Annotated in this window: 31 protein-coding genes and 1 tRNA gene; 9 read left to right on the top strand and 23 right to left on the bottom strand. The window is 65.8% G+C overall.

The features are described from left to right. Positions 1–34 precede the first annotated feature (34 nt). Positions 35–814: a methyl-accepting chemotaxis protein gene (locus Ga0102493_RS06620; protein ID WP_051698158.1), complete on the top strand. Its 780-nt coding sequence runs from the start codon at positions 35–37 to the stop codon at positions 812–814. A gap of 175 nt (positions 815–989) precedes the next feature. Here the strand turns inward: Ga0102493_RS06620 and rimK are convergent, their stop codons facing one another. The 20 genes from rimK to Ga0102493_RS06520 form a co-directional block, all read right to left on the bottom strand. Further along, positions 990–1,895, bottom strand: a complete 906-nt coding sequence (rimK, locus tag Ga0102493_RS06615; RefSeq protein WP_034904844.1) for a 30S ribosomal protein S6--L-glutamate ligase — start codon at positions 1,893–1,895, stop codon at positions 990–992. A gap of 49 nt (positions 1,896–1,944) precedes the next feature. Further along, positions 1,945–2,412 (bottom strand): ATP-dependent zinc protease family protein, encoded by a 468-nt coding sequence (locus Ga0102493_RS06610; RefSeq protein ID WP_257784823.1) that lies wholly within the window; start codon positions 2,410–2,412, stop codon positions 1,945–1,947. Next, positions 2,409–3,440, bottom strand: coding sequence for a YncE family protein (locus Ga0102493_RS06605; protein WP_236922314.1), 1,032 nt, complete (start codon positions 3,438–3,440; stop codon positions 2,409–2,411). Before Ga0102493_RS06605 ends, Ga0102493_RS06610 begins: the two co-directional genes overlap by 4 nt. A gap of 259 nt (positions 3,441–3,699) precedes the next feature. After that, positions 3,700–4,464, bottom strand: coding sequence for an alpha/beta fold hydrolase (locus Ga0102493_RS06600; RefSeq protein WP_034904845.1), 765 nt, complete (start codon positions 4,462–4,464; stop codon positions 3,700–3,702). Beyond that, positions 4,461–4,922, bottom strand: coding sequence for an SAM-dependent methyltransferase (locus Ga0102493_RS06595; RefSeq protein ID WP_034905176.1), 462 nt, complete (start codon positions 4,920–4,922; stop codon positions 4,461–4,463). Before Ga0102493_RS06595 ends, Ga0102493_RS06600 begins: the two co-directional genes overlap by 4 nt. Continuing rightward, the gene (locus Ga0102493_RS06590) at positions 4,919–5,578 is read right to left on the bottom strand and encodes a 2-hydroxychromene-2-carboxylate isomerase (RefSeq protein WP_034904846.1); all 660 of its coding nucleotides are present in this window, start codon (positions 5,576–5,578) and stop codon (positions 4,919–4,921) included. Before Ga0102493_RS06590 ends, Ga0102493_RS06595 begins: the two co-directional genes overlap by 4 nt. Before the next feature lie 13 nt (positions 5,579–5,591). Continuing rightward, positions 5,592–6,146 carry a hypothetical protein gene (locus Ga0102493_RS06585; protein WP_034905178.1) on the bottom strand — a complete coding sequence of 185 codons (555 nt, stop codon included), beginning with the start codon at positions 6,144–6,146 and terminating at the stop codon, positions 5,592–5,594. Positions 6,147–6,151: 5 nt separating this feature from the next. Continuing rightward, entirely contained in the window at positions 6,152–7,177 is a 1,026-nt protein-coding gene (locus Ga0102493_RS06580; protein ID WP_034904847.1) for an aspartate-semialdehyde dehydrogenase, read from the bottom strand. A gap of 120 nt (positions 7,178–7,297) precedes the next feature. Next, complete coding sequence (locus tag Ga0102493_RS06575) at positions 7,298–9,523, bottom strand: S9 family peptidase (protein WP_034904848.1); 2,226 nt, start codon at positions 9,521–9,523, stop codon at positions 7,298–7,300. 137 nt (positions 9,524–9,660) lie between these two features. Further along, positions 9,661–10,029, bottom strand: a complete 369-nt coding sequence (rplS, locus tag Ga0102493_RS06570) for a 50S ribosomal protein L19 (RefSeq protein ID WP_034904849.1) — start codon at positions 10,027–10,029, stop codon at positions 9,661–9,663. Beyond that, a complete protein-coding gene (gene trmD / locus Ga0102493_RS06565) occupies positions 10,026–10,775 on the bottom strand; it encodes a tRNA (guanosine(37)-N1)-methyltransferase TrmD (protein ID WP_034904850.1) in 750 nt (249 codons plus the stop codon). The genes rplS and trmD overlap by 4 nt, the downstream gene beginning before the upstream one ends. Then, complete coding sequence (locus Ga0102493_RS06560; protein ID WP_034904852.1) at positions 10,772–11,101, bottom strand: hypothetical protein; 330 nt, start codon at positions 11,099–11,101, stop codon at positions 10,772–10,774. The genes trmD and Ga0102493_RS06560 overlap by 4 nt, the downstream gene beginning before the upstream one ends. A 95-nt stretch (positions 11,102–11,196) precedes the next feature. After that, positions 11,197–12,096, bottom strand: coding sequence for a methyltransferase domain-containing protein (locus Ga0102493_RS16240; protein WP_236922313.1), 900 nt, complete (start codon positions 12,094–12,096; stop codon positions 11,197–11,199). Next, positions 12,086–12,904, bottom strand: coding sequence for a glycine/sarcosine N-methyltransferase (locus tag Ga0102493_RS16235; RefSeq protein ID WP_034905183.1), 819 nt, complete (start codon positions 12,902–12,904; stop codon positions 12,086–12,088). Before Ga0102493_RS16235 ends, Ga0102493_RS16240 begins: the two co-directional genes overlap by 11 nt. Positions 12,905–13,217: 313 nt before the next feature. After that, entirely contained in the window at positions 13,218–13,910 is a 693-nt protein-coding gene (locus Ga0102493_RS06545) for a DUF5818 domain-containing protein (RefSeq protein WP_034904854.1), read from the bottom strand. A 39-nt stretch (positions 13,911–13,949) separates the two neighbouring features. Then, positions 13,950–14,450 carry a ribosome maturation factor RimM gene (gene rimM, locus Ga0102493_RS06540; protein ID WP_034904857.1) on the bottom strand — a complete coding sequence of 167 codons (501 nt, stop codon included), beginning with the start codon at positions 14,448–14,450 and terminating at the stop codon, positions 13,950–13,952. A gap of 59 nt (positions 14,451–14,509) precedes the next feature. Next, positions 14,510–15,007 carry a 30S ribosomal protein S16 gene (gene rpsP / locus Ga0102493_RS06535; RefSeq protein ID WP_034904858.1) on the bottom strand — a complete coding sequence of 166 codons (498 nt, stop codon included), beginning with the start codon at positions 15,005–15,007 and terminating at the stop codon, positions 14,510–14,512. A 46-nt stretch (positions 15,008–15,053) separates the two neighbouring features. Further along, positions 15,054–16,496, bottom strand: a complete 1,443-nt coding sequence (gene ffh, locus Ga0102493_RS06530) for a signal recognition particle protein (RefSeq protein WP_034905186.1) — start codon at positions 16,494–16,496, stop codon at positions 15,054–15,056. A 132-nt stretch (positions 16,497–16,628) separates the two neighbouring features. Beyond that, positions 16,629–16,704 (bottom strand) — tRNA-Ala (locus Ga0102493_RS06525). A 163-nt stretch (positions 16,705–16,867) separates the two neighbouring features. Beyond that, the gene (locus tag Ga0102493_RS06520; protein ID WP_034904859.1) at positions 16,868–17,203 is read right to left on the bottom strand and encodes a TIGR02300 family protein; all 336 of its coding nucleotides are present in this window, start codon (positions 17,201–17,203) and stop codon (positions 16,868–16,870) included. A 210-nt stretch (positions 17,204–17,413) separates the two neighbouring features. On the opposite strand from Ga0102493_RS06520, the gene aroA reads away from it, so the two are divergent. The 5 genes from aroA to Ga0102493_RS06495 are packed head-to-tail and all read left to right on the top strand — an operon-like array spanning position 17,414 to position 20,393. Then, positions 17,414–18,736 (top strand): 3-phosphoshikimate 1-carboxyvinyltransferase, encoded by a 1,323-nt coding sequence (gene aroA / locus Ga0102493_RS06515; protein WP_034904860.1) that lies wholly within the window; start codon positions 17,414–17,416, stop codon positions 18,734–18,736. 35 nt (positions 18,737–18,771) lie between these two features. Beyond that, positions 18,772–19,215: a DUF411 domain-containing protein gene (locus Ga0102493_RS06510; protein WP_034904861.1), complete on the top strand. Its 444-nt coding sequence runs from the start codon at positions 18,772–18,774 to the stop codon at positions 19,213–19,215. 16 nt (positions 19,216–19,231) lie between these two features. After that, positions 19,232–19,522, top strand: coding sequence for a CBU_0592 family membrane protein (locus Ga0102493_RS06505; RefSeq protein WP_034904862.1), 291 nt, complete (start codon positions 19,232–19,234; stop codon positions 19,520–19,522). Beyond that, positions 19,519–19,761: a hypothetical protein gene (locus Ga0102493_RS06500; protein ID WP_034904863.1), complete on the top strand. Its 243-nt coding sequence runs from the start codon at positions 19,519–19,521 to the stop codon at positions 19,759–19,761. Before Ga0102493_RS06505 ends, Ga0102493_RS06500 begins: the two co-directional genes overlap by 4 nt. Then, entirely contained in the window at positions 19,758–20,393 is a 636-nt protein-coding gene (locus Ga0102493_RS06495; RefSeq protein ID WP_034904864.1) for a (d)CMP kinase, read from the top strand. Before Ga0102493_RS06500 ends, Ga0102493_RS06495 begins: the two co-directional genes overlap by 4 nt. Positions 20,394–20,423: 30 nt before the next feature. Here the strand turns inward: Ga0102493_RS06495 and Ga0102493_RS06490 are convergent, their stop codons facing one another. After that, on the bottom strand, positions 20,424–21,032 hold the full coding sequence (locus tag Ga0102493_RS06490; protein WP_150132436.1) for a hypothetical protein: 609 nt from the start codon (positions 21,030–21,032) through the stop codon (positions 20,424–20,426). A 301-nt stretch (positions 21,033–21,333) separates the two neighbouring features. On the opposite strand from Ga0102493_RS06490, the gene rpsA reads away from it, so the two are divergent. The 3 genes from rpsA to Ga0102493_RS06475 all read left to right on the top strand — a co-directional run bounded on the left by rpsA (position 21,334) and on the right by Ga0102493_RS06475 (position 24,956). Continuing rightward, positions 21,334–23,037, top strand: a complete 1,704-nt coding sequence (rpsA, locus tag Ga0102493_RS06485; RefSeq protein WP_034904866.1) for a 30S ribosomal protein S1 — start codon at positions 21,334–21,336, stop codon at positions 23,035–23,037. Positions 23,038–23,219: 182 nt separating this feature from the next. Further along, the gene (gloB, locus tag Ga0102493_RS06480) at positions 23,220–23,975 is read left to right on the top strand and encodes a hydroxyacylglutathione hydrolase (RefSeq protein ID WP_034904867.1); all 756 of its coding nucleotides are present in this window, start codon (positions 23,220–23,222) and stop codon (positions 23,973–23,975) included. A 6-nt stretch (positions 23,976–23,981) separates the two neighbouring features. Continuing rightward, the gene (locus tag Ga0102493_RS06475) at positions 23,982–24,956 is read left to right on the top strand and encodes an NADPH:quinone oxidoreductase family protein (protein WP_034904868.1); all 975 of its coding nucleotides are present in this window, start codon (positions 23,982–23,984) and stop codon (positions 24,954–24,956) included. A gap of 56 nt (positions 24,957–25,012) precedes the next feature. Here the strand turns inward: Ga0102493_RS06475 and Ga0102493_RS06470 are convergent, their stop codons facing one another. Then, positions 25,013–25,540 (bottom strand): F0F1 ATP synthase subunit B family protein, encoded by a 528-nt coding sequence (locus Ga0102493_RS06470; protein WP_034904876.1) that lies wholly within the window; start codon positions 25,538–25,540, stop codon positions 25,013–25,015. Further along, on the bottom strand, positions 25,533–26,027 hold the full coding sequence (locus Ga0102493_RS06465) for a F0F1 ATP synthase subunit B family protein (RefSeq protein ID WP_034904879.1): 495 nt from the start codon (positions 26,025–26,027) through the stop codon (positions 25,533–25,535). Before Ga0102493_RS06465 ends, Ga0102493_RS06470 begins: the two co-directional genes overlap by 8 nt. Positions 26,028–26,067: the final 40 nt, after the last annotated feature.

Genomic DNA, 26,067 nt, shown 5'->3' with positions numbered 1-26,067 from the left:
CGAAAACACGATCGGCGGACTTACGAACTCGCTGGTGGCGACTGCGCAATTGCTCGAACGCACGACCAAGGCGCTCGACGCGGTGGCGCGGGAGGCGGGCGTGCGCGCGGGCGAAGTCGCAGGGGCGGCCGAAAAGGCGAACAAGGCGGCAGGTACCGTCGCGCGCGGGATCGCGGACCTTTCGGGCGCGATCGCCAGCATTGCAGGCAATGTCAGCCAGCAGAAGGAACTCACCGCCCGCGCGACCGAGCGTTCCTCCTCGGGCGGTGAGGCGGTGGGCTCGCTTGCCCAGCATTCCGACACGATCGGCGAGGCGACCCGCGCCATCGCCCGCATCGAAGAGCGCACCAATCTGCTCGCTCTCAATGCCGCGATCGAGGCCGCCTCCGCAGGTGCGCAGGGCAAGGGTTTCACAATCGTCGCCCAGGAGGTGAAGTCGCTCGCCCGGCAGGCCGGCAACGCTGCGACCGAGATCGACGCCTTTCTGTCCGGCATCCGCTCTGGCACGATGGATGCGCAGACCAGTTTCGACAATATCGCCGAGGTCATCGCCGAACTCGATCAGGCCGCGCACGCGATCCGTTGGGACGTGGAAGGCCAGCGCAAATCGGCCGACACGATCGAGAACTACGCCCGCAGCGCCGCCGAGGATATCGGCACGATGGCACAGCGCAGCCGCTCGCTCGAAGGGACCGCCGAAACGACGCGCGAACTCGCCGCCGAAATCGACCGCGCCGCCGCCGCCCTGCTCAAGCATGTCGAGGGGCTCGAAAGCTCGACCACGCGGTTCGTGGGGCAATTGCGAGCGGCATGATCCAAGCGTTCCGCTTGCGCATCAGCGCTCGAAGGAAACCGGCATGAAGCCGCTCGCGAGCGCCATTCATGCTCATTTCAAGACGCGAGCTGTCGGGTCCGGTCTGGACCGCCCGGCGCTGGATGACCGTTGGATAGACCGGCCAGGGCTCGGGCGGAGAAGGCGCCCCGGCCCCTTACCCCTGACCGCGCGTCTTGGTCCTGCCTACCTTCGCGTTCGCCTCAATGAAGGCGATGATCTGGCCTGCAACGTCCTTCCCCGTCGCGCTTTCGATGCCTTCGAGGCCGGGTGATGAATTGACTTCCATGATGACGGGGCCGTGATTGGACCGCAGCATGTCGACCCCACACACGTTCAGCCCCATCCGCTTGGCCGCGCGCACGGCGGTGGAGCGTTCCTCTGGCGTGATCTTGATGACCTGCGCACTGCCGCCGCGATGGAGGTTGGAGCGGAAATCGTCCGCCGCCCCGGTGCGCTTCATCGCGGCCACCACCTTGCCCCCGACGACAAGCGCACGGATGTCGGTCCCGCCCGCTTCCTTGATGAATTCCTGCACGAGGATGTTGACGTTCGCGCCGCGGAACGCCTCGATCACCGACTTCGCGCTCGACATCGTCTCGGCGAGCACGACGCCGATACCCTGCGTTCCCTCGAGCAGCTTGATGACGACCGGAGGGCCCTTGACCGCCTTGATGATCTCTTCGGCCTGCTTGGGATCATTGGCATAGGCAGTGAGCGGCAGTCCTAACCCGTGCTTGGCGAGGATCTGCAAGCTGCGCAGCTTGTCGCGGCTGCGCCCGATCGCGACGCTTTCATTCAGCGGCCAGCAGCCGCGCATCTCGAACTGCCTGAGGATCGCGAGGCCGTAATTGGTGATCGAGGCCCCGATACGCGGGATCACCGCGTCATAACCGATCATCGGCTCGCCGTTGTAATAGACCTCCGGCCGATGGCTCGCGATATGGACCGTGCAGCGGGTCGTGTTGAGAATGTCGAGCTCGTGCCCGCGCTGCTCCGCCGCTTCCTTCAGCCGGATATGCGAATAGAGGTTCGGATTGCGGGCCAGCATCGCGATTTTCATGAAGGCAAACCTTGGTCTGAGTGAAACGGGGGCGAATCGGGCCGGCGGGTCAGGGCCGATGTCCCTTCACCGCCTCCATGCCGCGAGATTGCAGCCATGAATATCCGCTATCGACGACAAAGCGGCGACGCAGCGACGAGCGGCCGACCAGCATCGGGAATTTCATGTCCGACCGGTCGGCCAGGCTGATCTCGGCGCGGAAGCGAACCTCGCCGATCGTCAGCGGGGTCTTGATGACATAGCGGCGCTGGGTTTCGCCATTCGAACTGGTGACACCGCGAATATCGACATGAACCGCCTCGCATTCGTGCCGCTCGCCGTCCCAGTCGACCGCGAAACGCACGTATTTCTCGCCGTTGCGCGCGAATTCGTCGATCACCTGCCCGTGAAGCGAAGATGTGCGCGCGCCTGTGTCGATCTTGGCCGGTATCCGCGCAAGGCCGAGCTCGGGCAGATCGACCATTTCGCGCCAGCCGACGACGGGCAGGATGCGGGGGGGATCGGGAAAGGGGTTCACGGCAGGATGGCCAGCCCGTCCCCGCCCTCACCTGCCGCAAGGCGGCGCAGGACGGTGCCACTGGCGTAATCGACCTCGGCGATGGTGTCGCTCGCGGTCTCCGCGACATAGATGCGCCGGCCGTCGTCCGACCACAGGATCGTCACCTGGAACCGGTCCTGCGCCGCCTCGGGACCGGAGACGCGGATCGTACGGATCACCTCGGCCCCGTCGAGGTCGATGACCGAGAGCGAGCCGTCCATCAGGTCCGACGTGACCGCGACATCGCCCTGGGGCCGGATCGCGATCCGCAGCGGGAAGCGCCCGGTCGCGACCGTCTCGCGCACTTTCATTGTTACGGGATCGAGCGCGAAGGCCTGGTTCGATCCGCGCGCTGAGACCCACAGTGCGCCTCCGTCAGGGGTGAGCGCGATACCTTCGGGCTCCTCCCCCACCGTCACCGAAAAAGGCGCGCGGCGGGTGACGAGGTCGATCCGCGTCACCGTGCGCGAGCCGAGATCGGTGGTCCATGCCGTCTTCGCATCAGCGCTGACGGCGAGCATGTGGTTGCCTTCCTTGCCGGTGGCGAATTCGAACAGGGCCCGTTCGTCCGTCAGCGGGCCCGCGATGCGGAAAAGGGAGCCTCGTCCCTCGGCGGTGGCGAAGATGTCGCCGCTTTCGTGCCACACGATCCCGTGCGGGCGGGCATTTTCGCCGAGATCGATGCTGGCGACCCGTTCGAGCGTGGCTGCCGAGAACAGGTCCACGGTCGTCCCGCCATAACAGGCGAGCGCCACGAACATGCCATCGGGCGAAGTCGCGAGTTCGTGCGGATTGGTGCAGCTGTCCTTGCGCAGGACTTCCTCGCCGCTTTCAAGAGCGATTTTCGACAGGGTGTTGCCGCGCTTGCCCGCGACGAACAGCGTCGCCGGGGCGGAGACACTGCCCGCGCCCGCCGCCCCGTCCGGCTTTGGTGCGGCTGCGCATCCGGCTGCTAGCAGCATTGCCCCCGTCAGTGCGAGCAGCCCCGGCATGTCCCTCGATCTCATGGAGATGAGCATAACGGGTGACGGAGCCGCGTCAAAGCGCAGTTCGCGAACGCCCTGTCTCTATTGCTAAGCAGGTCGCATCGCATTTTGCTGGATTCCTTGAATGACATGAGATAATGTTGCTTCCACTGGACAACGAAAACTGATACCGATCCTTGCGACGATCGGTACGCTCACCGGCCATAGCCCCCGTGAGGCCGGAGAGCCCGGGCCCCCGCCGATCCGTCTGCGGCGGGGGCCCACTAATTTCCCTTCGACGTCAGTCCTTCAGGAAATCCACGATTGCCTCGCCCAGTTCGGGCCGGGTCGCGCTGTCGAGATGTGCGCCGGGCACTTCCTCGTAGCGCGCATCGGGCAGCAATTGCGCAAGGTGGCTCGCCGAACCGTTGTCGCGGTCATCGACGCCGCACACCACGAGTGCGGGGCAGGCGACGTTCTCGAGCGCCTCGAGTTCGAGATCGCCCATCGCATCGAGCAGCAGCCGCGCCGCGACCCGATCGACGCCCTGCGATTTGAGGAATTGCCGCGATTGCCAGGCGGGATCGCCGCGCTCGATCGTGTCGAACTCGTCGATCACCCGCTTGAAGAACGCCGCGCGCTGCTGCCACCCGGTCAGCCCGGTGACGCCCATCCCGCACACGACCATGCGCCGGGGCGACAGAACCCCGCGTGCGGCGACATGAAGCGCGGTGCGGGCGCCGAGGGAAAAGCCGACGAGGTCGAAGTCGCCCTCCTCCAGCCCGAGATGTTCCGCCAGGGCCGCGACGTCGCGCACCAGCACGTCCTTTGGATAACGTTCCGGCTCGCGTGGGCTTTCGCTTTCGCCATGGACCCTGAAATCGAGCATGATCGCCTCGAAACCAGCACCGGCGATCCGTGCGGCATGGCCCCATTTGAGCCAGTTCATCTGCGCGCTCGAGAACAGGCCGTGGAGCAGCAGGACGGGCCGCCCCTCGCCCTGCCGGTGAAGCGCGAGCTTCGTGCCGTCGAACGAGGCGAAATGGGTGGTCGTGTGATCGCTCACCAGTAATCCTTCATGATATCGCGCGCCCATTGCGGCTCACGCAGCTCTCCGCGCGGGCGGAAGCCGCTCATCACCGGCTTGAGGTCGAGAACGGGCGTGCCGTTCACCGCATCGAGCCCGCGCACGGAAACGGACAGGCCCTTGATCCCGATGACCTCGCAGGTGGTCAGGCCAAGCCGGTTGGGACGGTCCTTTCCGCGCTGGGCGAAAATACCGACGCACGGCCAGTCGCTCATCCCGCGCGGGTGACGCGCGCCGGTGTGAACCGCGTTTTCGTCGACCCGGTCGAAGAGGAAGATCACCTCGACATGGCTGAATTCGTCGAGCCCCTCCAGCGCCTCTGGCCCGAAACGGGCGGGGTCGAGTTCGATGACCGCCTCGACATGGCCCCATTGATCGTCCTCGACCCTATCGCGCCCGCCGCGCACATGGCCGATCGCAAAGAGGCTGACGTTCACTGCTCCGCAGCCCTCGGCGCGAGGCCCTTCTGCTTCATCCGCCATTTCACAATCTCGATCCTGTCCTGCCCGAAGAACGGTTCGCCCTCGAAGACGAGGGTCGGCACGCCCCAATGGCCAGCGGCTTCGAGCGCAGCCTGATTGGCGGCGATTTCGACATCGAGCGCTTCGGCATCGTCCACGGCCTCGGCCTCCATCTGCGCGAAATCGAGCCCGGCCCTCTCGGCCGCGCCTTTCAGATGCTCGCCCTCGTTCCAGCCCGTGGCCCCGCCCCAGATGAGCTTGCCCGCCTCGTGCGCGAAGGCGATCCCCCTGCCCCGCCGCGCCGCAGCCTGACCGAGCCGGGTGATCCGCCTGATATGAGGCTGGTCGGCGCTGATCTGGCGGGTGTTGACGTCCTGCACGATCGGATCGGGCATGGGCGGACCGAAGGGAATGTCGTGAAACTGCGCCACCCGCATCATGTCGCGCATCGTGTAACCGAGCCAGTTGGGGTGATTGCGCTCGAAGAAATCCGGCTGGCGCACGGCAAGCGGCCAGACCGGACGCAGCGTAATGTCGAGATCGTATTCCTGCATCATCGCGCGGTAGCGGCCGATCGCAAGATAGGAATAGGGCGAACGGAAACTGAAATAGAGGTCGCAAGCCAGTGTCATCGCCTGTCCCGCCTCATCGCAAGAAGCATTGGGTTCCGGCGTGCAGCATCGCGACCTCGCCTTCCTCGATGAAGCCGCCCACACCGCTGGCGAGCACGAATTCCTCGCCCAGAGTGCTGCCTTCGACAAGCACGAAACCCTCGCGCCCCTCGACCGAGGCGCGCGAGGCGCCGAGGGTTTCTCCGCCCGCAAGCGCGACATTCTCGGCCGTGGGAGCATCGCCCTCATAGGGCAGGTGCCAGTTCCACCCGACGAGCGCAGCCTCCTGGAAATGCAGCGTCAGCCCGCCGTCGAAATCGGTGAAATCGATCGGGCCTGCACCGCATTCGGTGTTGGTGTCGCTCCGGCTCGGCTCACCCAGCACTTTCGCAAGCGCGGTCTCGACCTCGTTTCGTCCGGCATTGAAGAAGAACGCCTCGCCCCCGACCGCCAGGCCCTCGCCAGAAAGGCGCACGGCATTGGCCTCGATCGCCTGCCGGGCCGGCGTCTCCTCGAGCGACGCTTCCTCGGGTTCGCTTCCGCAGGCGGCAAGCGCCAGCATGGCCCCGGCAAGAATGGCAGGCCGCATCGCGCTCACCCTTTCTGGAGATGCCGCCGCCCGAGCAGTTCGGCGATCTGCACCGCGTTCAATGCCGCGCCCTTGCGCAGGTTGTCGGAAACGCACCACAGGGTCAGCCCGTTATCGACCGTCGGGTCCTCCCGCACGCGCGAGATGTAGGTCGCGCTGTCGCCCGCACATTCGACGGGGGTGACGTATCCCTCGTCCTCGCGCTTGTCGACGAGCATGATGCCGGGGGCCTCGCGCAGGATTTCCTGGGCCTGTTCCGCGGAGATCTCGTTCTCGAATTCGATGTTGATCGCCTCGGAATGGCCGACAAAGACCGGCACGCGCACGCAGGTCGCGTTCAGCTTGATCTTGGGATCGAGGATCTTCTTCGTCTCGACCACCATCTTCCATTCCTCCTTGGTCGAGCCGTCCTCGAGGAAGACGTCGATATGGGGAATGACGTTGAAGGCGATCTGCTTGGTGAACTTGGCCGGGGCCACGGGATCGCCGACGAAGATCGCGCGCGACTGTTCGAACAGCTCGTCCATCCCCGCCTTGCCCGCGCCGGAGACCGACTGGTAGGTCGAGACCACCACCCGCTTGATCGTCGCGAAATCATGGAGCGGCTTCAGCGCGACCACGAGCTGCGCGGTCGAGCAGTTGGGATTGGCGATGATGTTGCGCTTGGTATAGCCGTCGATCGCGTCCGGGTTCACCTCGGGCACGATCAGCGGCACGTCGGGATCCATGCGGTAGAGCGAGGAATTGTCGATCACGACGCATCCCGCCGCCGCGGCCTTGGGCGCGTATTCCTTGGCCGGGCCGCTTCCGGCCGCGAACAGCGCGATGTCCCAGCCCGCGAAATCGAAATGCTCGATGTTCCGGCATTTCAGCATCTTGCCGGTGTCGCCATATTCGACCTCGGTCCCGGTGGAGCGACCGGAGGCTACCGCAGCGACCTCGTCCACCGGAAACTCGCGTTCGGCGAGGATCTGCATCATTTCACGCCCGACATTGCCGGTCGCCCCGACGATGGCCACCCGATAGCCCAATTCGCATTCTCCTTTTGTGTTGCCGTGAGCGAGATAGCGACTCGCGCCGCTGCGACAACCATGTCTTGCGCGCCTCAGGTCATTCCGCCCGGATAATGGGGCAGCAGGCACCTTCGCGCATCATTCCGGCGGCGTCACATCGTGGCTTTCGAGGAAGCGGAAGATCGTGTTCCACAGATGGGGCGAGATGTTCTCGCCCGATACGCGGTGCGTGTAGCCGGGATAGAGCATCATTTCGAACGGGACGTTGCCTTCCTGCAGCGCGGCGATGATCTCCGAGGAATTCTCGAATACGACGTTGTCGTCCGCCATTCCGTGGACGATGAGCAGCGGGTCGCTGATCGTCCCCGCATTCGCGATCGCGCTCGCCGTTGCATAGGCTTCGGGAACCTCGTTCGGATCGCCCATGTAGCGCTCGGTGTAATGGGTGTCGTAAAGCTCCCACTTGGTCACCGGCGCGCCCGAAATGCCCGCGGCGTAGAGGCCCGGATCGGCCTGGAGCTGCTTGATCGTCATGTAGCCGCCATAGGACCAGCCATAGATCGCTATCTTGTCGGGATTTACGAAGGACCGACTTTTCAGCCATTCGGCCCCGGCCTTCTGGTCACGCACTTCGACGCCGCCCATCGCACGGTAGATGGGCTGCTCGAAATCGACGCCCCGATTGGCCGACCCGCGATTGTCGAGCGCGAACCAGATATAGCCGCGATCGACCACCGCCTGCGCGAGCGCGCCGGTCCAGCCCTTGTTCACCAGCTGCGGGCCCGGGCCGGAATAGTGGTAGTAGAACACGGGATATCGCTTCCCCGGCTCCATCTCGGGCCTGAGCATCATGTAGTGAAGTTCCGTCCCGTCCTCGGCCGGAATCGTGCCGTATTCGGGCATGACATGGCTCAATAGAAACGGCGTGTAGGGGTGATCGGCGTCGAGCGCGTTTTCTTCTATCCAGGTGATCCGCTGCCCTTCGCGCCCTGCGAGATAGCTCTGCGGCGGCTGGTCGGGTTTCGACCTCGTCACGAGCAATGCGCGGCCCTTTGCGTCCATGCTGGCGCTGTTGGTGTAGTCGGGATCGGTCAGACGCTGGGGCTCCACCGCCATATCGAGTGCGGCGCGGTAGACCTGCGTCGTCAGCACGTCGTCGACCCGGGTGTAGAACAGCGCGTTCTCCTCCTCGTTGACACCGTCGAGGCTGGTCGCGGGCGCATTGCCTTGGGTCAGCTGGGTCCATTCGCTGCCATCGAAGCGATAGAACTGGCCAAAGCCCGACCGCTCCGACCACCACAGCAGGCTGCCGTCTTTCAGAAAGCGGTAATTGTCCGACAGGTTGATCCAGTAATCGGGCCGGGCGGATTTCTCCGTGAACCAGATCTCGCTTGCGCCCGTCTCGGGATCGACGCGCAGCATGTCGAGCCTTGTCTGCGCGCGGTCCTGGCGCTGCACATACAGATAATCGTCCGGTCCCCAATCGACGCGGGCGAGATAGATGTCGGTTTCCTCTCCCAGATCGACCTTGACCCGGTTGCCGCCGTCGGGGTCCATCACGTAAAGCTGGACGATCGCATTGTCCGAGCCCGCCACCGGATATCGCTGATCGAACACTTTCGTACCCGTCGCCCCGATCGCGGCGCGGGTGACGATGCCGACCGGGCTTTCGTCGGTGCGCTGGACGGCAATCCTGAGGTCGTTGGGCGACCACCAGTAACCGGTGAGGCGGCCCATTTCCTCCTGCGCGACGAATTCCGCTTCGCCCCAGCGGATCGTGTCCGCTTCCCTTGGCGTGATCGGGCGCGCTTCCTCTCCGAACGGGCCGACCCACAGCTGGCGGTCGCGCACGAAGGAGACGTACCCGCCCTTGCTCGAAAGCTTGGGATTGAGTTCGCTGCCCTCGGTGTCGGTCAGCCGCGTCACGCTGCCGTCGAGATTGGCGAAATAGAGGTCGCCGTCCAGCGGCACGAGCACGCCCGACCCGTCGCTTGCCCATTGATAGGAGATGATGCCCTTGAGGTTCCCGACCCGCGCGCGTTCGCGCTGCATCTTCTCGTCCTCGGACAGTTCGCGGCCCGTGCCGATCGCCTCGCTGTCGACCAGCATGCGCCATTCGCGCGTCGCGGTGTCGTAGCCCCACAGGTCGTACCGTTCGAGGTCGTCCTCGCGATTCCTGAGCAGCGTGAGGTACTTGCCGTCAGGCGACAGCTTCGCCTGGCGCGGCGTGGGGCCATTCAGGGAGGGCGAGGCGAAGACCCGCTCGAAGGTGAGTTCGGGCTCTGCCATCATGGTGTCGTCGGCAAGAGCGGGCTGGGAAGAAAGGATCGCAGCACCTGCGGCTGCAAGTATCGACAAGCGCATTTCAAGGACGGCCCCTTCGTTTCGTCATTGCTGGCAGCCGACATGACGAAAGCGCGCGCGAATTGCAAAGGCTCGCGCACGAAAAAGGGCGGCCCCTCGCGGAGCCGCCCTTTTTGAATTCGCTTGGAGCGCGAGGCTTACGCCTTGGGCGCGTTCTCGCGGCGTTCGGCGATGCGCGCGCGCTTGCCGGTGCGGCCGCGCAGATAATACAGCTTGGCCCGGCGCACGACGCCGCGGCGGACCACGGTGATGTCGTCGATGATCGGCGAGTAGAGCGGGAAGACGCGCTCGACGCCCTCGCCGAAGCTGATCTTGCGCACCGTGAAGTTCGAGCCCATGCCGCGGTTCGAACGCGCGATCACCACGCCTTCGAAGTTCTGCACACGCTCGCGGTTGCCTTCCTTGACCTTGACGCCGACACGCACGGTGTCGCCGGCCCGGAAGCTGGGAATTTCTCGTTCGACCTTGCCGATTTCCTCGGCTTCGATTTGCTGGATCAGGTTCACTGGTCCCATTCCTTCTTTTCACGCTGCGCGCCAGAGGCAGACCGGTCCGGAGCGTCCCCATGACGCTCCCATAGATCGGGCCTGCGTAACCGTGTCGTCTCGCGCGCCATGGACTTGCGCCAGGCGGCGATTTTCGCATGATCCCCCGATCGCAGCACTTCGGGGATCGTGCGCCCTTCCCATGTCGCAGGTCGGGTGTAATGCGGATATTCGATGAGGCCGTCCTCGAAGGATTCCTCCTCGCCGCTAGAAGCCGCGCCCATTACGCCGGGAAGCAGCCGAATGCAAGCGTCGAGTATGGCGAGCGCGGCGGGTTCTCCGCCCGAAAGCACGATGTCGGCAAGGCTCACTTCCTCGATTTGCGGGCGGGCCTCGAACAGGCGCTCGTCGAAGCCTTCGAACCGGCCGCACAGGATCGTGACGCCCGGCCCTTCGACGAGTTCCCGAATGCGCGCCTGCGTGATCGGTCTGCCACGCGGGGTCATGGCGAGGATCGGGGCTTGGGGTTGCAGCGCGGTGGCATGATCGACCGCGCGCGCGATCACGTCGCACTTGAGCACCATTCCCGCCCCGCCGCCTGCGGGCGTATCATCGACCGTGCGGTGCCTGTCGGTTGCGAAATCGCGGATCTGCACCGCCTCGCAGGTCCAGTCCCCCCGCTCGAGCGCGCGGCCCGCCATGCTCGTGCCGAGCGGCCCCGGAAACATCTCGGGGTAGAGCGTCAGGATAGTGGCGGCGAAACTCATTCGGCTTCGGTCAGATCCTGCGGCGGCCGCCGCTTGGCATCCTCGCGCCGCAGCCAGTCGACATAGCTCGCCAGCGCCGCGCCGACCGTGCTGCCCCAGACCGCAAGCACGATAAGCGCAAAGACGAACCCGCCCCCCAGCCCGCCCTCTCGGGTCGCGGCCATGAACAAAGCGAGCGGAACCGCACCCAAAGCGCCGATGCCCATCATCGCGCCGAACCCGGGCCGCTCCTTGGCGCGGGCAAGCGCGATATTGGCGACGATCGGCGTCAGGATCAGCGGCGAGACCAGCATCACCCACCACAGCCATTCGGGCGCTTCGAACATGGCGGCTTTCCTCCTCGGAACACGAAACGGGCGGGGCGCGCCCAAGCGCTGCCCCGCCCGTTCCTTAGCCTCGGACGAACGGTGTCGCCAGCCCGTCAGATCCTACGGAAGAGCATGATCCCCCACGTCAGCCGGCCCTCGTCCGCTCCGCGCACCCAATGGCCGAGCCCGGCGATCATCCGGTCGACGAATTCGTCGCTCGCCGAAAGTTCGCCCCGGCGCGAGTCGAGTTCCTCGGCGACGCGGGCATAGTGGTTGCGCAACTGGCGCGAGCGATCCTGCACTTCGACCTCCTGAAACCCGCGCGCCTTCAATCCTTCGCGGTAGAAGCCGAAGCTGGCGAGGTTCTGGAGATGGATGCGGTCATAGATCGGTTGGAGTGCGCTGGGGTCGGAAAGCCCGTCGGCCTGCATCGGGTCGGTGAAGATGAAGCGCCCCCCGGGCTTCAGCACCCGCGCGACTTCGTCCAGAACCGCGCCGCGGTCGGGTGCGTGCAGGATCGCGTCCTGGCTCCACACAACGTCGAAAGCCCCGTCATCGAAAGGCAGCGCGTCGAACGAGCCGTCGACGACATCGATCCGGTCGAGCAGCCCCGCCTCGCCGGTGAGCTTGCGGTTGCGGGCGTTCTCCTCCTCCGCGATGTTGAGGCATGTGACATGACCTGCGCCGTGTTTCGAGACGAGCCGCCGCGCCCCGCCACCATAGCCCGAACCGATGTCGAGCACATGGGCCTGCGACAGGTTGCTCCCTGTCTCACTGGCCCCTCTATCACTGGCCACTCTCTCACTGGCCCCTGTCACACTGGAAAGCAATCGCGCCATGGTATCGACCGTGGTCGCGCTCGCCTCGCGGATGTCGCGCGTGTCGTCATAGATGCCGACATGAATGTCCTCGCCGCCCCAGATGGTGGAGTAGAACTCGATCGCATCGCTGCTGTCGTAATAGTCGCGCGCGACCGCGACGCCCGCTTCGCCCGTCATCGCGTCACTCGTCATCTGCAAGATATTCCTTCTCGGCGACATGGATGAAGAAGTCGGGACACGCATCCTCGTGGTCATCCTGGAAGTCGCCATAGGTGTGGATGCGCTGGAAGCCGACATCCCTCAGCAGCCCGCGGACATATTCCTTGCGCAGCGGGAACATGTTGAGATGATAGTCTGAACCGTCTGGGAAGGAATATTTGAACCGCGCGAGGCTGTCGTCCACATATTCAGGCTCGGCCGTGACCTGGTCGCCGCAATAGTAATATTTGTGCTTCGAGCTGAAGCCGTTGTCGAGGATCTCATCGTAATTGCGCTGATCGAGGATCAGCACCCCGTCATGCTTCAATGCGGCGTAGAACTCGGCAAGCGTGCGGCGGCGGTCCTTCTCGTCGTGCAGGTGGGTGAAGGAGTTGCCGAGGCAGATGATCGCGTCGAACTTGCCGTGCACGTCCTTGTTCAGCCAGCGCCAGTCGGCATGGACGGTCTTGAGCACGAAATCGTGGTCGGCCGCGTTCTGGAACGCCATGGCGAGCATCTCGGCCGAACCGTCGGCGGAAAACACGTCGAACCCGGCCTTGAGCAACTGGACCGAATGGAACCCCGTGCCCGTCGCGACATCGAGCACCGATTTCTTGCCGCGCGCGCGCAGAAGGTCGATGAAGAACTTGCCTTCGCTCTCGGCGCGGGCTTCCCAGTCGATCAGCTCGTCCCACTTCTCGACGAAGCCGCGGACATATTCGTTCACATAGACATCGGATTCGCGCACTGCATGAGGATCCTCCCCGTAATCCTGCTGGCGTTCGGGCGCGAAGGTGCTCATCGTGGTCTTCTCCACAGTCCATTCCCCGTTCTGACAAAGCGTTGCAGGCGCGTGGGAACACGCTCCGGCGGAGGCTGCCCTCGCGAAGCGATGATCCCGAATTGTCGAGTGCGCGAATTAGAACACGGTGCCGCACTTATCTCAACCGAAGCGGAGCCTTTCGGGAAAAACGCAAGATAATTGCGTCTGACGCAATCACCTTATGACGCGCCGCAAGCATCTTGGCCGAGACTGGTCTCTCGCGAAGCAGGATTACGCGGTGTAACAAAGGTTAAATCTTTGAATTTGCGAGAATCGCGTCCTTCTTGACGCATCAGCCTGCGCATTTCACGAAGACCGCCCCATCGCCCGCGATCCTGTGCCCGGCAATCTCCATCGAATCATAGGCCGCGTCGGTCGCGGGGCGCAGCACGGCGAGCCCGTCGGGGCCGCGCGCCTCGATCGGGGTGTCGGGAAGCGGGTCGTCCCAGTCGATGCGCGGATAGTCGCCCAGAACGACGCGCGCGGTCTCGGGCGTCCCGTTCACCCGCGTCTCGATCACGATCGCGCCGGGGCTTTCGCTGATCTCGAAATCGGGCCGGTCGCAGGTCGCATCGACCCCCTTGGCGGCCCAGGCCCCGGTGACATAGGCGACGTCGAGCGCGATGCCTCCCGCACGGGCCGGGTCGCGGTCGCGCGCGGGAGGATCGATGCTTTCTATATAGTCGGGCGTTAGGGTCGCCTCGCCTTCCATGCAGACACTCGCTTGGGCACGCGGGCCGGTGAAGCGAACATAATCGCCGGGGCCGAAGTCGGCTTCGCCCAGCGCAAGGGCATAGCGCGCGCCGTCAGGGGTCACGAGGACCGGGCATTCGGTCCCTTCCATGATCCGCTCTTCGACGGTGATCATCTCTGCCTCAACAGGGCTGGGCGAAGGTTCGACGGATTGCTCGCTCGGGGCGGTGTCGCAGCCGGTCACGCCGATCGCGAAAAGCGCGCTGGCAAGGGCGGCGGGGTTGGGTCTCATGCCTCACCAGCGCATGCGCGCGGCCCCGGGTTCCCGAAATCATTCGGCAAAGGCGGCGGCAATCACCATCCGTGTCTCGTCCCAGCGCAGCACCGCCTGCTCCGTCATCGGCACCATGAAGGTCGCCGGCCCCTTGTCAGGAGCCGGGTCGCGGCGGATCTCGACGATATCGGTGGCGCCGAAGTTGGCGACCGCGATAACCTCGCCCACGTTCTCGCCCGCATCGGTCTCGACCGCGAGGCCGATCAGGTCCGCATGGTAATATTCGCCTTCCCCGAGAGGGGGGAGCGCGGCCCGCGGGACGGTGAGCGCGGTGCCGCGCAGCCTCTCAGCCTCGGTGCGAGTGGCGATCTCGGCAAAACGCGCGATCGCGCCGCCCTTATTGTCGGAGCGCAGCTTGGCAAGGGTCAGCGCCCCCCCGTTGAAGGTGTGATGCGCGGCGAGGGCCTCCATGCCCTCGCCCAGCAGCTTGAGCCGGACTTCTCCGGCAACGCCATGCGCGCCGGTGATCGCGGCGAGTTCTATCCGGTCTGTCGCCACAGCGCGCTCCCCACCCCCGCCGGGCCGTCATCCGGCCCGGCGCGAGCGGATCGAGGGGATCAGCCCTCGGCCTTTTCCTCACCCGCCTCTTCGGCCGGAGCCTCTTCGGCGGCAGCTTCTTCGGCCGTAGCTTCTTCAGCCGGAGCCTCTTCAGCCGGCGTCTCTTCGGCCGGGGCCTCGCTCGCTTCGGCTTCGGCGGCTTTGGCGGCTTCCTCGGCCTCGCGGGCCTTCTCGGCCTTCTCCTCGGCGCGCTCCTTGGCCTTCTCGCCCGGCTCGGCCTTCTGCGGGTTGTTGCGGGCCTTGCGCTCCATGATGCCGGCGGCATCGAGGAAGCGGGCGACGCGGTCCGACGGCTGCGCGCCGACCGAAAGCCAGTGACGCGCGCGGTCCTCGTCGAGCTTGATGCGGGCGGGATCGTCCTTGGCCAGCAGCGGATTGTAGGTCCCGATCTGCTCGAGATACTTGCCGTCGCGCGGGGCGCGGTTGTCGGCGACGACGATGCGATAATAGGGACGCTTCTTGGCGCCGCCGCGCGAGAGCCTCATTGCAATTGCCATTTTATCTTACCTTTCGAATGGAAGTGTTTGTAATCGTGAACTGAAACTATTTCTTCTTTGGCCCGCCAAGGCCGGGGAGGCCGCCCTGCCCGCCGATACCGCCCGGCCCGCCAAGCCCGGGCATACCGCCGGGACCGCCCGGTCCTCCGCCGCCGCCGAACATCGCGGCGAGGCCCTTCAATCCGCCCATCTTCTTGATCTGCTTCATCGCCCGGCCCATTTCCTGGTGCATCTTGAGCAGCTTGTTGACGGTTTGCACGTCCGTCCCGCTGCCGGCCGCGACGCGCTTCTTGCGCTTGGCGTTCATCAGCGCGGGATTGGCGCGTTCCTTGGGCGTCATCGAACCGATGATCGCGTCCATGTGAACCAGCACCTTGTCGTCCATGTTCGAGGCGGCCATCGCGGCCTTCGCCTTCTTCATGCCCGGGAGCATCCCGGCGAGCATGCCGAGCCCGCCCATGTTCTGCATCTGGCGCAGTTGCATGCGCAGGTCGTTGAGATCGAACTTGCCCTTTTCGAAATTGCGCTGGAGCTGTTCGGCCTCTTCCTCCTTGATCGTCGCCGCCGCCTTTTCGACGAGGCTGACGACATCGCCCATGCCGAGGATGCGGTCGGCAACGCCCTGCGGGCGGAAGGTCTCGATCGCGTCGAGCTTTTCGCCGGTCCCAGCGAACTTGATCGGCTTACCCGTGACCGCGCGCATCGAGAGCGCCGCGCCGCCGCGCGCATCGCCGTCCATCCGGGTGAGGACCACGCCGGTGAGCGGGACCTCTCCGCTGAAACTCTGCGCAACATTGACCGCGTCCTGGCCGGTGAGGCTGTCGACGACGAGGAGCACTTCATTGGGTGCGGAGACGGTGGATACGGCCTTCATTTCGGCCATCAGCGCTTCATCGACATGCAGGCGCCCCGCGGTGTCGAGCAGGAGCACGTCGACATTCTGGAGCCGCGCCGATTCCATCGCGCGCCGGGCGATGTCCACCGGCTGCTGCCCCGCGACGATCGGCAGCGTCGCGACGCTCACCTGCTCGCCCAGCACCGCAAGCTGTTCCTGCGCCGCCGGACGGTTGACGTCGAGCGAGGCCATCAGTGCCTTCTTGCCATGGCGTTCGCGGATCAGCTTGGCGAGCTTGGCGGTGGTGGTCGTCTTGCCCGAACCCTGAAGCCCGACCATCATGATGACGACCGGCGGCTTCGCCTCGAGGTTCAGTCCCTCGACATCGGCCCCGCCGAGCATCTCGACGAGTTCGTCGTGGACGATCTTGACGACCTGCTGGCCCGGCGTGACCGATTTGAGAACGTCCTGGCCAACGGCCTTTTCGGTGACCGAATCGATGAAGCGGCGGGCGACGGGAAGTGCGACGTCGGCTTCGAGCAGGGCCACGCGCACTTCGCGCATGGCATCGCGCACGTCCTGCTCCTTGAGCGCGCCGCGGCCCTTGAGACGATCGAAGACGCCGCCAAGCCGGTCGGACAGATTGTCGAACATCGCCTCGTCACTCCTCGCGGACCATCCAGAAGGCCCGGTAAACGCGAAAACGCCGGCGGACGAAACCTCGTCGGCCAGCGTGCGGATCACTGCCGCATTTCCCATGCGGCTGTCACCACGAATGTCTTTGACTGGTGGAGCCTAGCGGGATCGAACCGCTGACCTCAACACTGCCAGTGTTGCGCTCTCCCAGCTGAGCTAAGGCCCCGAGCCAGTCAGATTGCGAACATGCCCGAATAGGGCCCGCCCGCGGGAAGCGGCCATTATAAGCGCGCTTTCCCATTTGCAAGAGGTATTTGGGGAGGCGGCGGCTCCGATCAAGCCCGCCGCCCGCCGATCCCGCCCCCGCGCGATGCGGATGGGCGGCCCGATCAGCTGTCCTCTTCCTCGTCGTCGCCCTTGCCCTTGGACACGCCGAGATCGTCGTCGCCGCCGAGATCGACATCGTTGTCGGGCGAATCGTCATCGTCGTCGATGTCGATGTCCTCGAGATCGTCATCGCCGGACAGATCGGAATCGGATTCGGTATCCTTTTCTTTCTTCTCGGTTTCCTCGAAGGGGATCGGCTGCTTCGACTTCAGAACCGGCTCCGGCGTCCACTGCTCGCCGCATTCGATGCAGGTCACAGGGTCTTCCTTACCCAGGTCATAGAAGCGTTCCCCGCATTTGGGGCAGGTACGCTTGGTACCCCATTCCGGCTTAGCCATGCTCTTATAGTCCTCGAATTGGCCTCGCCCGATGTCCTTGCGAGTGCCGTTGTATCCGTCAAGTCAGTCGTGGAAAGTGGGCGCGCCCCCTGCCTGAATCAAGCACGGGCCTGCACGTGGCGGCGCGCCTTGCCAGAAGGGGGAGGCGCTGTCAAAGCACCGCCGCAACCAAGATCCGCCCCGCGCGCGCCAAGGAGCCCCACGCAGACGATGCCCGCCCACACCTTCCTTCCCGCGATCGCGCCGCTCACCGGCAGGATCGCCGTGCCCGGCGACAAGTCGATCAGCCACCGCGCGCTGATGTTCGCCGGGCTCGCGGTCGGGCGCAGCACGATCGCGGGCCTGCTCGAAGGCGAGGATGTGCTCGCCACGGCGGCGGCGATGCGGGCTTTCGGCGCACATGTCGAACGCTGCGAGGGCGGGACCTGGATCGTCGAGGGCGCGGGGCTCGGCAGCCTGCTGGAACCCGCGCAGGCGCTAGACATGGGCAATTCGGGGACCTCGACGCGGCTCCTGATGGGCCTCGTCGCGAGCCATGGCATCACCGCGACCTTTGCCGGAGACGCCAGTCTTTCGCGCCGGCCGATGGAGCGGGTCATCACGCCGCTGGCGCAGATGGGCGCGAACATAACGGCATCGCCCGGCGGCACGCTGCCGCTGATGGTGCGCGGCGCCCTCCCCGCCGTGCCGATCGCCTACCGCCTGCCGGTCGCGAGCGCGCAGGTGAAAAGCGCCGTGCTTCTCGCAGGGCTCAATACGCCCGGCATAACCCGCGTGATCGAGCCTGTGCCGACGCGCGATCACACCGAACGGATGCTGGAAGGCTTTGGCGCGCGGCTCGAGATCGGCGAGGAGGACGGAGAGCGGGTGGTCGGCGTGCATGGCGAGGCGGAACTGACCCCGCTCGACGTGACCGTGCCGGGCGATCCGTCGTCCGCCGCCTTCTTCATCGTCGCAGCAACGCTCGTTCCGGGAAGCGACCTTGTGGTCGAAAATGTCGGCATCAATCCCACCCGCGCCGGCCTGATCGAGGCGCTGCGCAGCATGGGCGCGGACATTGCCGAGGAGAGCCGCCGGGAGGTAGGCGGCGAACCGGTCGCGGACCTGCGCGTGCGCCACGCGGCGCTCAAGGGCGCGGCGATCGACCCTGCCCTTGCGCCTGCCATGATCGACGAATTCCCGATCCTTTTCGTCGCCGCCGCGCTGGCTGAGGGAACCACGACCACCAGTGGGCTGGAGGAATTGCGCGTCAAGGAGAGCGACCGTCTTGCGACCATGGCCGCCGCGCTGACGCTCGCCGGCGCGCGGGTGGATGAGCGCGGGGACGGGCTCGTCATCCAGGGCACCGGCGGCGAGCCGCTTGCCGGCACGCCCGAGGGCGCCGAGATCGCGACACGGCTCGACCACCGCATCGCCATGAGCATGGCCGTGGCGGGGCTTTCGAGCCGCAGCGGCGTCGCGGTCGATGACGTCGCGCCGATCGCGACGAGCTTTCCCGGTTTCGCGACACTGCTTGAACAGGCAATGTCCTGACCCCCATCTTCGCCCTGCCCAATCGGAGAACCTGGATGAAACACCCCCTTCTCGCTTCCGCCCTGCTCGCGCTCGCCGCCTGTTCCTCGGCGGTGCAGGCCGCGACCTACGAGATGTTCCGCGACCCCAATTGCGGTTGCTGCGGCAAATGGGCCGAGCACGTCCGTTCCGAAAACGAGGTCGCTGTAGCCGAAACGATCACCCCGGACATGGCTTTGGTGAAGGCCGAACACGGCGTCCCGCAGGACCTGTGGAGCTGCCACACGCTGACGGTCGGCGGCTATGTGATCGAAGGCCACGTCCCCGCCGCCGAGATCGAGCGCCTTCTCGAAGAGCGCCCCGAGGGCGTGGTCGGCCTTGCCGTTCCGGGCATGCCGATCGGCTCTCCGGGGATGGAGATGGGCAATCGGGTGCAGCCCTACGAAGTCATCGCCTTCCGCGCAGACGGCAGCCGCTTCGTTTTCGCGCGCTACGGCTGAGGAGAGCTCACAGCCGATGACCACTCCGCTCGACATCTATTCGCTGATGGGCTTTTTCGGGACGGCCTGCATCATCGGCGCCTATGCCTATCTGACGCTGGCCGAGCGGGCCAATCCGTTCCTCCTTCATGGCACCAATCTCACCGGGGCGGCGCTGCTCACCGTCAGTCTCGTCGTGCACACCAACTGGCCAAGCCTCGTGCTCGAAGGCTTCTGGGCGGCGATCGCGATCACCGGGCTGATCAAGGCGGTGCAGGCGCGCCGCACCGATGGAACGGGCGAACCGGTCGAGGTAGAGGAGAGGTGAAGCGCACGCTGCTCCTGCTCGGACGCACGCCGCTGGCCCGCCGGCTCGTCGCGGCGCTCCTTCTGATCGGCACGGCCATAGCGGTGTCGGTGCTGCGCACCGGGGGCGATCCGGGCGGGATCGACCTTGCCTTCAACCTCCTCGCCGCGCTCGCGGCTCTCGTCTTTCTCCATTTCCGCTGGCGCAGGCGCGAAAAGCGCGCGCTCACGCCGCGGACTATCAGGGACACTTTCCGATGATCATTGCCGTCGACGGACCGACTGCTTCGGGCAAGGGGACCATCGCAAAGCAGCTCGCCGCGCATTTCGGCGTGCCGCATCTCGACACCGGCCTGCTCTACCGCGCGGTCGGGCAGCAGGTCGCACTTGGCGGCGGCGATCCCGACCGTGAGGCGGACGCACTTTCAGCCTGCGCCTTTCCGGACGCGCTGCTGGCGGATCCGATCCTGCGCAGCGAGGAAGTCGGCGGCCTCGCCAGCCGGGTTTCGGTCCATCCTGCGGTGCGCGCAGCCTTGTTCGAGCGCCAGCGCGCCTTTGCCGAACAGCCCGGCGGCGCGGTGCTGGACGGGCGGGATATCGGCACGGTGATCGCGCCCGATGCCGACGTGAAGCTGTTCATCACCGCCAGCGTGCAGGAGCGCGCGCGGCGCCGCTGGCTCGAGATGACGAGCGCGCATATCGGCCGGGAGGACGAGATTCCGCTGGCCGAGATCGAGAAGGACATCGTGCGGCGCGACGCGCGCGACATCAACCGCGCGGACGCGCCGCTCAAGGCCGCGCCCGATGCGATGGTCATCGACACGACCCGCTTTGGCAAGGAGGAGGCCTTCGAGACGGTGCTCGAGGCGGTCGAGGAGAAACTGCGGGGCTAGGCTCCCCTGGCCAGCTCGACCTTGGCCAGCTCAATCGTTCCAGCCGTCCATGGCGGAGGCATCGTCGCCCCAGCCATCCTGCTGGTTTTCGACCCGCTGGATCGCCGCCGATCGCTGCTGTTCGACCCAGTCGGAATCGGGCCTGAAGCCTTCCTTCTGCATGGCCGGCATGTTCTTGGCCATGACCACCGCCATCCTCTTGCCGAGCGCCTCGCCGTCGATCGGCTCCCCGGTCAGGATCTTGCGGACATGCGCCGCGACCTCGAGCTCGAAGAACTCGGCGAGCATATCGGTCGTGGCCGCCCCCGTGGATCCGCAGTCCGGAATGACGCGCGTCCGGCGGTCGTCCACGGCCTCGAACCGAACCGTGCATGCCGAACCGAACGCGCCCGAATTCGCGAGGCTGACGCGTACGCCGCCCGCGAGGGTGCCGGCGGGACGCATGGTGCGCAGTCCCGAACCGGTGTCGTATTGCGACTGGGTCCGCCCGATTTTCGCCTTCGCATCAGCAAGCTTGATCTCGTAGACGTTCTGCTCCGCCTCACCCGAACAGGCCGCGACCGCCAGCAGCGCGAGCGGCATCGCAAGCGCTCGCGTCCATCCCTTCGCACTGTGCGAGCCTGCGCAAATCCTCGTCATGGTCGGTCCCCGATTGGCCATTTCGATGCACGGGAGGCTAGCCTCAATGGCTTACAAACCGATTACCGGCGGGCTGCCGGCGCGCGATTCGCCTTGCCTTTCGGACCACTTTGGCCTACGCGCGCCGCCGTCCCGAGCCGTCATGAAAGATGGCCTGCGGACCTTCGCATGCGCATCCGGCGCTGCGAAGACGAACGGCCTCTTGCCCCGTCAGCCACCGCAATGGTGCGATGGAGACGGAGAAAGACCCCGGAAAAACCGGTGGCCGGTAGCAAAACGAACCTTAGGAAGTAACAACCTTATGGCGACTTCGCCCAACCCCACGCGCGACGATTTCGAAGCGCTCCTTAACGAACAGCTCGGCGGTGCAGACGATGGCGGCTTCGAAGGCCGCGTCGTCAAGGGTACTGTGACCGCGATCGAGGCCGGGATGGCCGTGATCGATGTCGGCCTTAAGTCCGAAGGCCGCGTCAACCTCAAGGAATTCGCCCGCGGCGAGGACGACCACAACCTGTCGGTCGGCGATGAGGTCGAAGTCTATGTCGATCGCGTCGAGAACGCCGACGGCGAAGCGATGCTCAGCCGCGACCGCGCCCGCCGCGAAGCCGCCTGGGACAAGCTCGAAAGCGAATTCGGCGAAGGCAAGCGCGTCGAAGGCCGCATCTTCGGCCGGGTCAAGGGCGGCTTCACCGTCGACCTCGACGGCGCCGTGGCCTTCCTCCCCGGCAGCCAGGTCGATATCCGCCCCGTGCGCGACGTCACCCCGCTGATGGAGGTGCCGCAGCCCTTCCAGATCCTCAAGATGGACCGTCGCCGCGGCAACATCGTCGTCTCGCGCCGAGCCGTGCTCGAGGAAACGCGCGCCGAACAGCGCAGCGAACTGATCGACAAGCTGGCCGAGGGCCAGGTGATCGACGGCGTGGTCAAGAACATCACCGATTACGGTGCCTTCGTCGACCTCGGCGGCATCGACGGCCTGCTCCACGTCACCGACATGAGCTACAAGCGGGTCAACCACCCCAGCGAAATCATCAATATCGGCGACACCGTCACCGTGCAGATCGTCCGCATCAACACCGAAACGCAGCGCATCAGCCTCGGCATGAAGCAGCTCGAAAGCGATCCGTGGGACGGCGTTTCGGCCAAGTATCCGGTGGGCATGAAGATCACCGGAACGGTCACCAACATCACCGAATACGGCGCGTTCGTCGAACTCGAGCCGGGCATCGAGGGCCTTGTCCACGTTTCGGAAATGAGCTGGACCAAGAAGAACGTCCACCCGGGCAAGATCGTCAGCACTTCGCAGGAAGTCGAAGTGATGATCCTCGAGGTCGATTCCGAAAAGCGCCGGATCAGCCTCGGTCTCAAGCAGGCCCAGCGCAACCCGTGGGAAGAGTTCGCCGAAAAGCATCCGATCGGCTCCGAAGTCGAAGGCGAAGTCAAGAACGCCACCGAGTTCGGCCTGTTCGTCGGTCTCGACGGCGACGTCGACGGCATGGTCCATATGTCCGACATCGCCTGGGGCATTTCGGGCGAGGACGCGCTGGCGCTTCACCGCAAGGGCGAGATGGTCAAGGCGGTCGTGCTCGACGTCGATGTCGACAAGGAGCGCATCAGCCTCGGCATGAAGCAGCTCGAAAAGGGCGCGCCCTCCGCCGAAGGCGCCGATACGAGCTCGCTGCGCAAGGGTGCGGTCGTCACCGTCACCGTGCTCGAGGTCCGCGACGGCGGTCTCGAAGTGCAGGTCGGCGAAGACGGCGCTACCGGCTTCGTCAAGCGTTCGGATCTCGGCCGCGACCGCGACGAACAGCGCCCCGACCGCTTCCAGGTCGGTGCCAAGGTCGATGCGATGGTCACCGGTTTCGACCGTTCGAAGAAGCCCAACTTCTCGATCAAGGCGCGCCAGATCGCCGAAGAGAAGGAAGCCGTGGCGCAGTTCGGTTCGTCCGACAGCGGCGCCTCGCTCGGCGACATCCTCGGCGAAGCGCTCAAGAAGGGCGATTGATCGTGTGAGGCGCGCCCATCCGGGCGCGCCTCCTCGGCGCAGTTCCCGTGCTTCGCTCCGGCGGCCGGGCGGCCTTGCGACACCTGCGGTGTCGATCGCGACCCGGGACATGAGAAAGGCCCGCCTGCCCCATCGGCAGGCGGGCCTTTTCTATGCGCGCATGAGCGCGTAGACTGCGCGACATGCTGCAAGTCCACCAATTCCCCTGCCTCTCCGACAATTACGGCTTCCTGCTGCACAATTCGGTGACCGGAGAAACCGCCGCGATCGATACCCCCGATGCAAAGGAATATCTAAGGCAGGCCAAGGCGAAGGGGTGGACCATCACCCATATCTGGAACACCCACTGGCACCCCGACCACGCCGGCGGCAACGCCGAAATCGTCGCGGCGACCGGCGCGAAAGTGATCGCTCCCAAGGAGGTCGAGCGGCTCTCGGCCATCGACGAGGTCGTGGAGCATGGCGATACCGTGAGCCTGGGCGAGCATATCGCAAGCGTGATCGACGTGTCCGGCCACACCAATGGCCACATCGCCTATCACATCCCCGAGGAAGGCCTCGCCTTTGTCGGCGATTCGGTCTTCGCGCTCGGCTGCGGGCGGATGTTCGAGGGCCAGCCCGAGCAGTTCTGGACCAGCCTCGACCGGATCCGCCGCCTGCCGACGCGCACGACGCTTTACTGTGCGCACGAATACACCGCGGCGAACGCAAAATTCGCGCTCCATGCCGATCCCGAGAACGAGGCGCTCAAGGCCTATGCCAGGGAGATCGAAGCCAAGCGCGCGCGCAGCGAGCCGACCGTGCCGACGGTGCTGGAGCGCGAGCTCGAGACCAACCCCTTCCTGCGCGCGGACGACCCGGCCCTCGCCGCACGCTGGGGCGGGAATGCGCCGCATGAAACCTTCGCGGCGCTCAGGGCCGCCAAGGACGCGTTCTAGCCCCTCATGAAGGCTCTGCTGGTCGAGCGCCTTTCGGGCGACCTGTCGGGCGTGTCGCTGGCCGACGTGCCCGAACCCCAACGCGCTTCGGGCGAAGTGCTGGTGCGGGTCCGTGCGGCCTCGCTCAATTATCCCGACCTCCTGATGACGCGCGGCGAATACCAGTTCAAACCGCCATTGCCCTTCGTAAGCGGGCTCGAATGCGCAGGCGAGGTGATCGAGGCGGATGCCGATAGCGGCTTTGCGATCGGCGACCGGGTGATGGGCGGCAACAAGACCGGCGCTTTTGCCGAAATCGCCGCCATTCCCGCGCGCGGGCTCTCGCCCATACCGGAGGGATTGTCCTTCGTGCAGGGCGCGGCAATGGGGGCTGCCTACTCTACCGCCTATACCGGCCTCGTCGAATTGTGCGGACTGGAAGAGGGCCAGTGGGTGCTCGTTCACGGGGCGAGCGGCGGAGTGGGGCTTGCGGCCTGCGATCTCGCGAAAGCACTCGGCGCGCGGGTGATCGCGGCAACGGGCATGGCGGCAAAGCGCGAGGGCATCATGGCCAGGGCCAGGCCGGACCGTGTCATCATCGCCGAGGGCCGCTTTCGAGAGGCCGTCAGCGAGATCACCGAGGGCGCGCTTGCGGACATCGTGATCGATCCCGTGGGCGGCGACGTGTTCGACGAATCGACCCGCTGCGTCGCCTTCGGCGGAAAGCTCGTCGTGGTCGGATTCACCTCAGGACGCATCGCCGAGATCGCGACCAACATCCCGCTGATCAAGGGCTTTTCCGTGGTCGGCCTGCGCGCGGGCGAATATGCGCGGCGCTTTCCCGAACGGGGCCGGGCGATCAACGCGGCGGTGCGCGAGCTGGCCGAGGCTGGGCGCATCTCGCCCGCGGTCGACCGCACCCTGCCGCTGGCCGACTGGCGCGCGGGCTTCGAGGCGATGGCCCGCCGCGAACTCGTCGGCAAGGTCGTGTTCGAACCCTGAATGCAAAAAGGGCGCCCCGGTGGAGCGCCCTTCCCTTGTTCCTATCGGCTATTCGCTCAGAGCGAGCCGATTACCTCGTCGGCGAGCTTTGCGTCGGCTTCGCTGTCGTGCCTCGCGGCGATAAGCTGGCCGGAGGCGGCGGTCGCCGCTTCGACAGCACGGGCGCGCACGTCCTCGATCGCCTCGCGCTCGGCGGCGGCGATCTTGTCTTCGGCCATCCGCTCGCGGCGGGCGACCATGGCGGCGGCGTCCTCCTCGGCCTTGGCGAGGACCGCGTCGGCCTCGCGCCGGGCGCCGTCCATCATGGCCTCGGCGTCCTTTTCGGCATTCGCGATCTTGGCGGCATATTCGTCGCGGAGCGACTCTGCCTCGGCGCGGAGCGATTTGGCCTCGTCCAGCTGCTGGCGGATCTCGGCGATGCGCGCATCGAGCCCGCCGGTGACGATACCGGGAACCTTCTTCCAGATGAAGACGGCGAGCAGGACCAGCATGGAAAGCCCGACCCACTGGTAGGAATCGAGCCCCATCGCCGCCGGTTCGGCATAGTCGGAGGACGTGGCGAGGATCGTGAGGGTGTCACGCATGGGTCATTGCCTTCTTCACCGCCGAGCGGGCCGAACGCTTGTCCACCTTCGCGCCGGTGAGGCGGGCGACGATGTCCTGGCTCGCCTCGGTGGCAACGTCTTCGAGTTCGGCCAGCGCCTCGGCGCGGGCAGCCTCGATCGTGGTTTCAGCCTCGGCAAGACGCGCATCGAGCCGCTCCTGCGCCTTGGCGAGCTTCGCCTCGGTCTCGGCAGCGGCTTTCGACTTGGCTTCGGCGATCAGGCCCTGGGCGCGGCTGCGGTTTTCGGCCTCGCGGGCCTTCCATGCCTCTTCCTGCTCGTCGGCGGCATCGCGCGCAGCTTGCGCGGCGGCGAGGTCGTCGGCGATCTGGCGGTCGCGCAGCTGCACGGTGTCCATCACCTTGGGCACCATGCCGCGCCCGATCAGGAAGAAGGTGATGCTGAAGAACACCAGCGTCCAGAGGATCTGGCTGGAGTAGAATTCGGCGAGCTGGGATATCTGAGGCATGGGCCGGTCCCGGTCAGCGTGAGGAAATACGAGGGGGCGC

Origin of the sequence: Erythrobacter litoralis, assembly GCF_001719165.1 — a bacterium.
GTDB lineage: Bacteria > Pseudomonadota > Alphaproteobacteria > Sphingomonadales > Sphingomonadaceae > Erythrobacter > Erythrobacter litoralis.
This window is presented reverse-complemented; position numbering and strand designations above follow the sequence as displayed.

Excerpts from the sequence above, each read along its gene's own strand:
- rpsA (WP_034904866.1), top strand. The coding sequence starts at position 21,334 with ATGGCGACTTCGCCCAACCCCACGCGCGACGATTTCGAAGCGCTCCTT.
- Ga0102493_RS06545 (WP_034904854.1), bottom strand. The coding sequence starts at position 13,910 with ATGAGACCCAACCCCGCCGCCCTTGCCAGCGCGCTTTTCGCGATCGGC.
- Ga0102493_RS06590 (WP_034904846.1), bottom strand. The coding sequence starts at position 5,578 with ATGACACTGGCTTGCGACCTCTATTTCAGTTTCCGTTCGCCCTATTCC.
- Ga0102493_RS06585 (WP_034905178.1), bottom strand. The coding sequence starts at position 6,146 with ATGCGGCCTGCCATTCTTGCCGGGGCCATGCTGGCGCTTGCCGCCTGC.
- Ga0102493_RS06475 (WP_034904868.1), top strand. The coding sequence starts at position 23,982 with ATGAAGGCTCTGCTGGTCGAGCGCCTTTCGGGCGACCTGTCGGGCGTG.
- Ga0102493_RS06510 (WP_034904861.1), top strand. The coding sequence starts at position 18,772 with ATGAAACACCCCCTTCTCGCTTCCGCCCTGCTCGCGCTCGCCGCCTGT.
- Ga0102493_RS06495 (WP_034904864.1), top strand. The coding sequence starts at position 19,758 with ATGATCATTGCCGTCGACGGACCGACTGCTTCGGGCAAGGGGACCATC.
- Ga0102493_RS06505 (WP_034904862.1), top strand. The coding sequence starts at position 19,232 with ATGACCACTCCGCTCGACATCTATTCGCTGATGGGCTTTTTCGGGACG.
- gloB (WP_034904867.1), top strand. The coding sequence starts at position 23,220 with ATGCTGCAAGTCCACCAATTCCCCTGCCTCTCCGACAATTACGGCTTC.
- Ga0102493_RS06605 (WP_236922314.1), bottom strand. The coding sequence starts at position 3,440 with ATGAGATCGAGGGACATGCCGGGGCTGCTCGCACTGACGGGGGCAATG.
- rpsP (WP_034904858.1), bottom strand. The coding sequence starts at position 15,007 with ATGGCAATTGCAATGAGGCTCTCGCGCGGCGGCGCCAAGAAGCGTCCC.
- aroA (WP_034904860.1), top strand. The coding sequence starts at position 17,414 with ATGCCCGCCCACACCTTCCTTCCCGCGATCGCGCCGCTCACCGGCAGG.
- Ga0102493_RS06465 (WP_034904879.1), bottom strand. The coding sequence starts at position 26,027 with ATGCCTCAGATATCCCAGCTCGCCGAATTCTACTCCAGCCAGATCCTC.
- Ga0102493_RS06575 (WP_034904848.1), bottom strand. The coding sequence starts at position 9,523 with ATGCGCTTGTCGATACTTGCAGCCGCAGGTGCTGCGATCCTTTCTTCC.
- rimK (WP_034904844.1), bottom strand. The coding sequence starts at position 1,895 with ATGAAAATCGCGATGCTGGCCCGCAATCCGAACCTCTATTCGCATATC.
- ffh (WP_034905186.1), bottom strand. The coding sequence starts at position 16,496 with ATGTTCGACAATCTGTCCGACCGGCTTGGCGGCGTCTTCGATCGTCTC.
- Ga0102493_RS16240 (WP_236922313.1), bottom strand. The coding sequence starts at position 12,096 with ATGACGAGTGACGCGATGACGGGCGAAGCGGGCGTCGCGGTCGCGCGC.
- Ga0102493_RS16235 (WP_034905183.1), bottom strand. The coding sequence starts at position 12,904 with ATGAGCACCTTCGCGCCCGAACGCCAGCAGGATTACGGGGAGGATCCT.
- Ga0102493_RS06470 (WP_034904876.1), bottom strand. The coding sequence starts at position 25,540 with ATGCGTGACACCCTCACGATCCTCGCCACGTCCTCCGACTATGCCGAA.
- Ga0102493_RS06490 (WP_150132436.1), bottom strand. The coding sequence starts at position 21,032 with ATGACGAGGATTTGCGCAGGCTCGCACAGTGCGAAGGGATGGACGCGA.
- trmD (WP_034904850.1), bottom strand. The coding sequence starts at position 10,775 with ATGAGTTTCGCCGCCACTATCCTGACGCTCTACCCCGAGATGTTTCCG.
- Ga0102493_RS06560 (WP_034904852.1), bottom strand. The coding sequence starts at position 11,101 with ATGTTCGAAGCGCCCGAATGGCTGTGGTGGGTGATGCTGGTCTCGCCG.
- Ga0102493_RS06520 (WP_034904859.1), bottom strand. The coding sequence starts at position 17,203 with ATGGCTAAGCCGGAATGGGGTACCAAGCGTACCTGCCCCAAATGCGGG.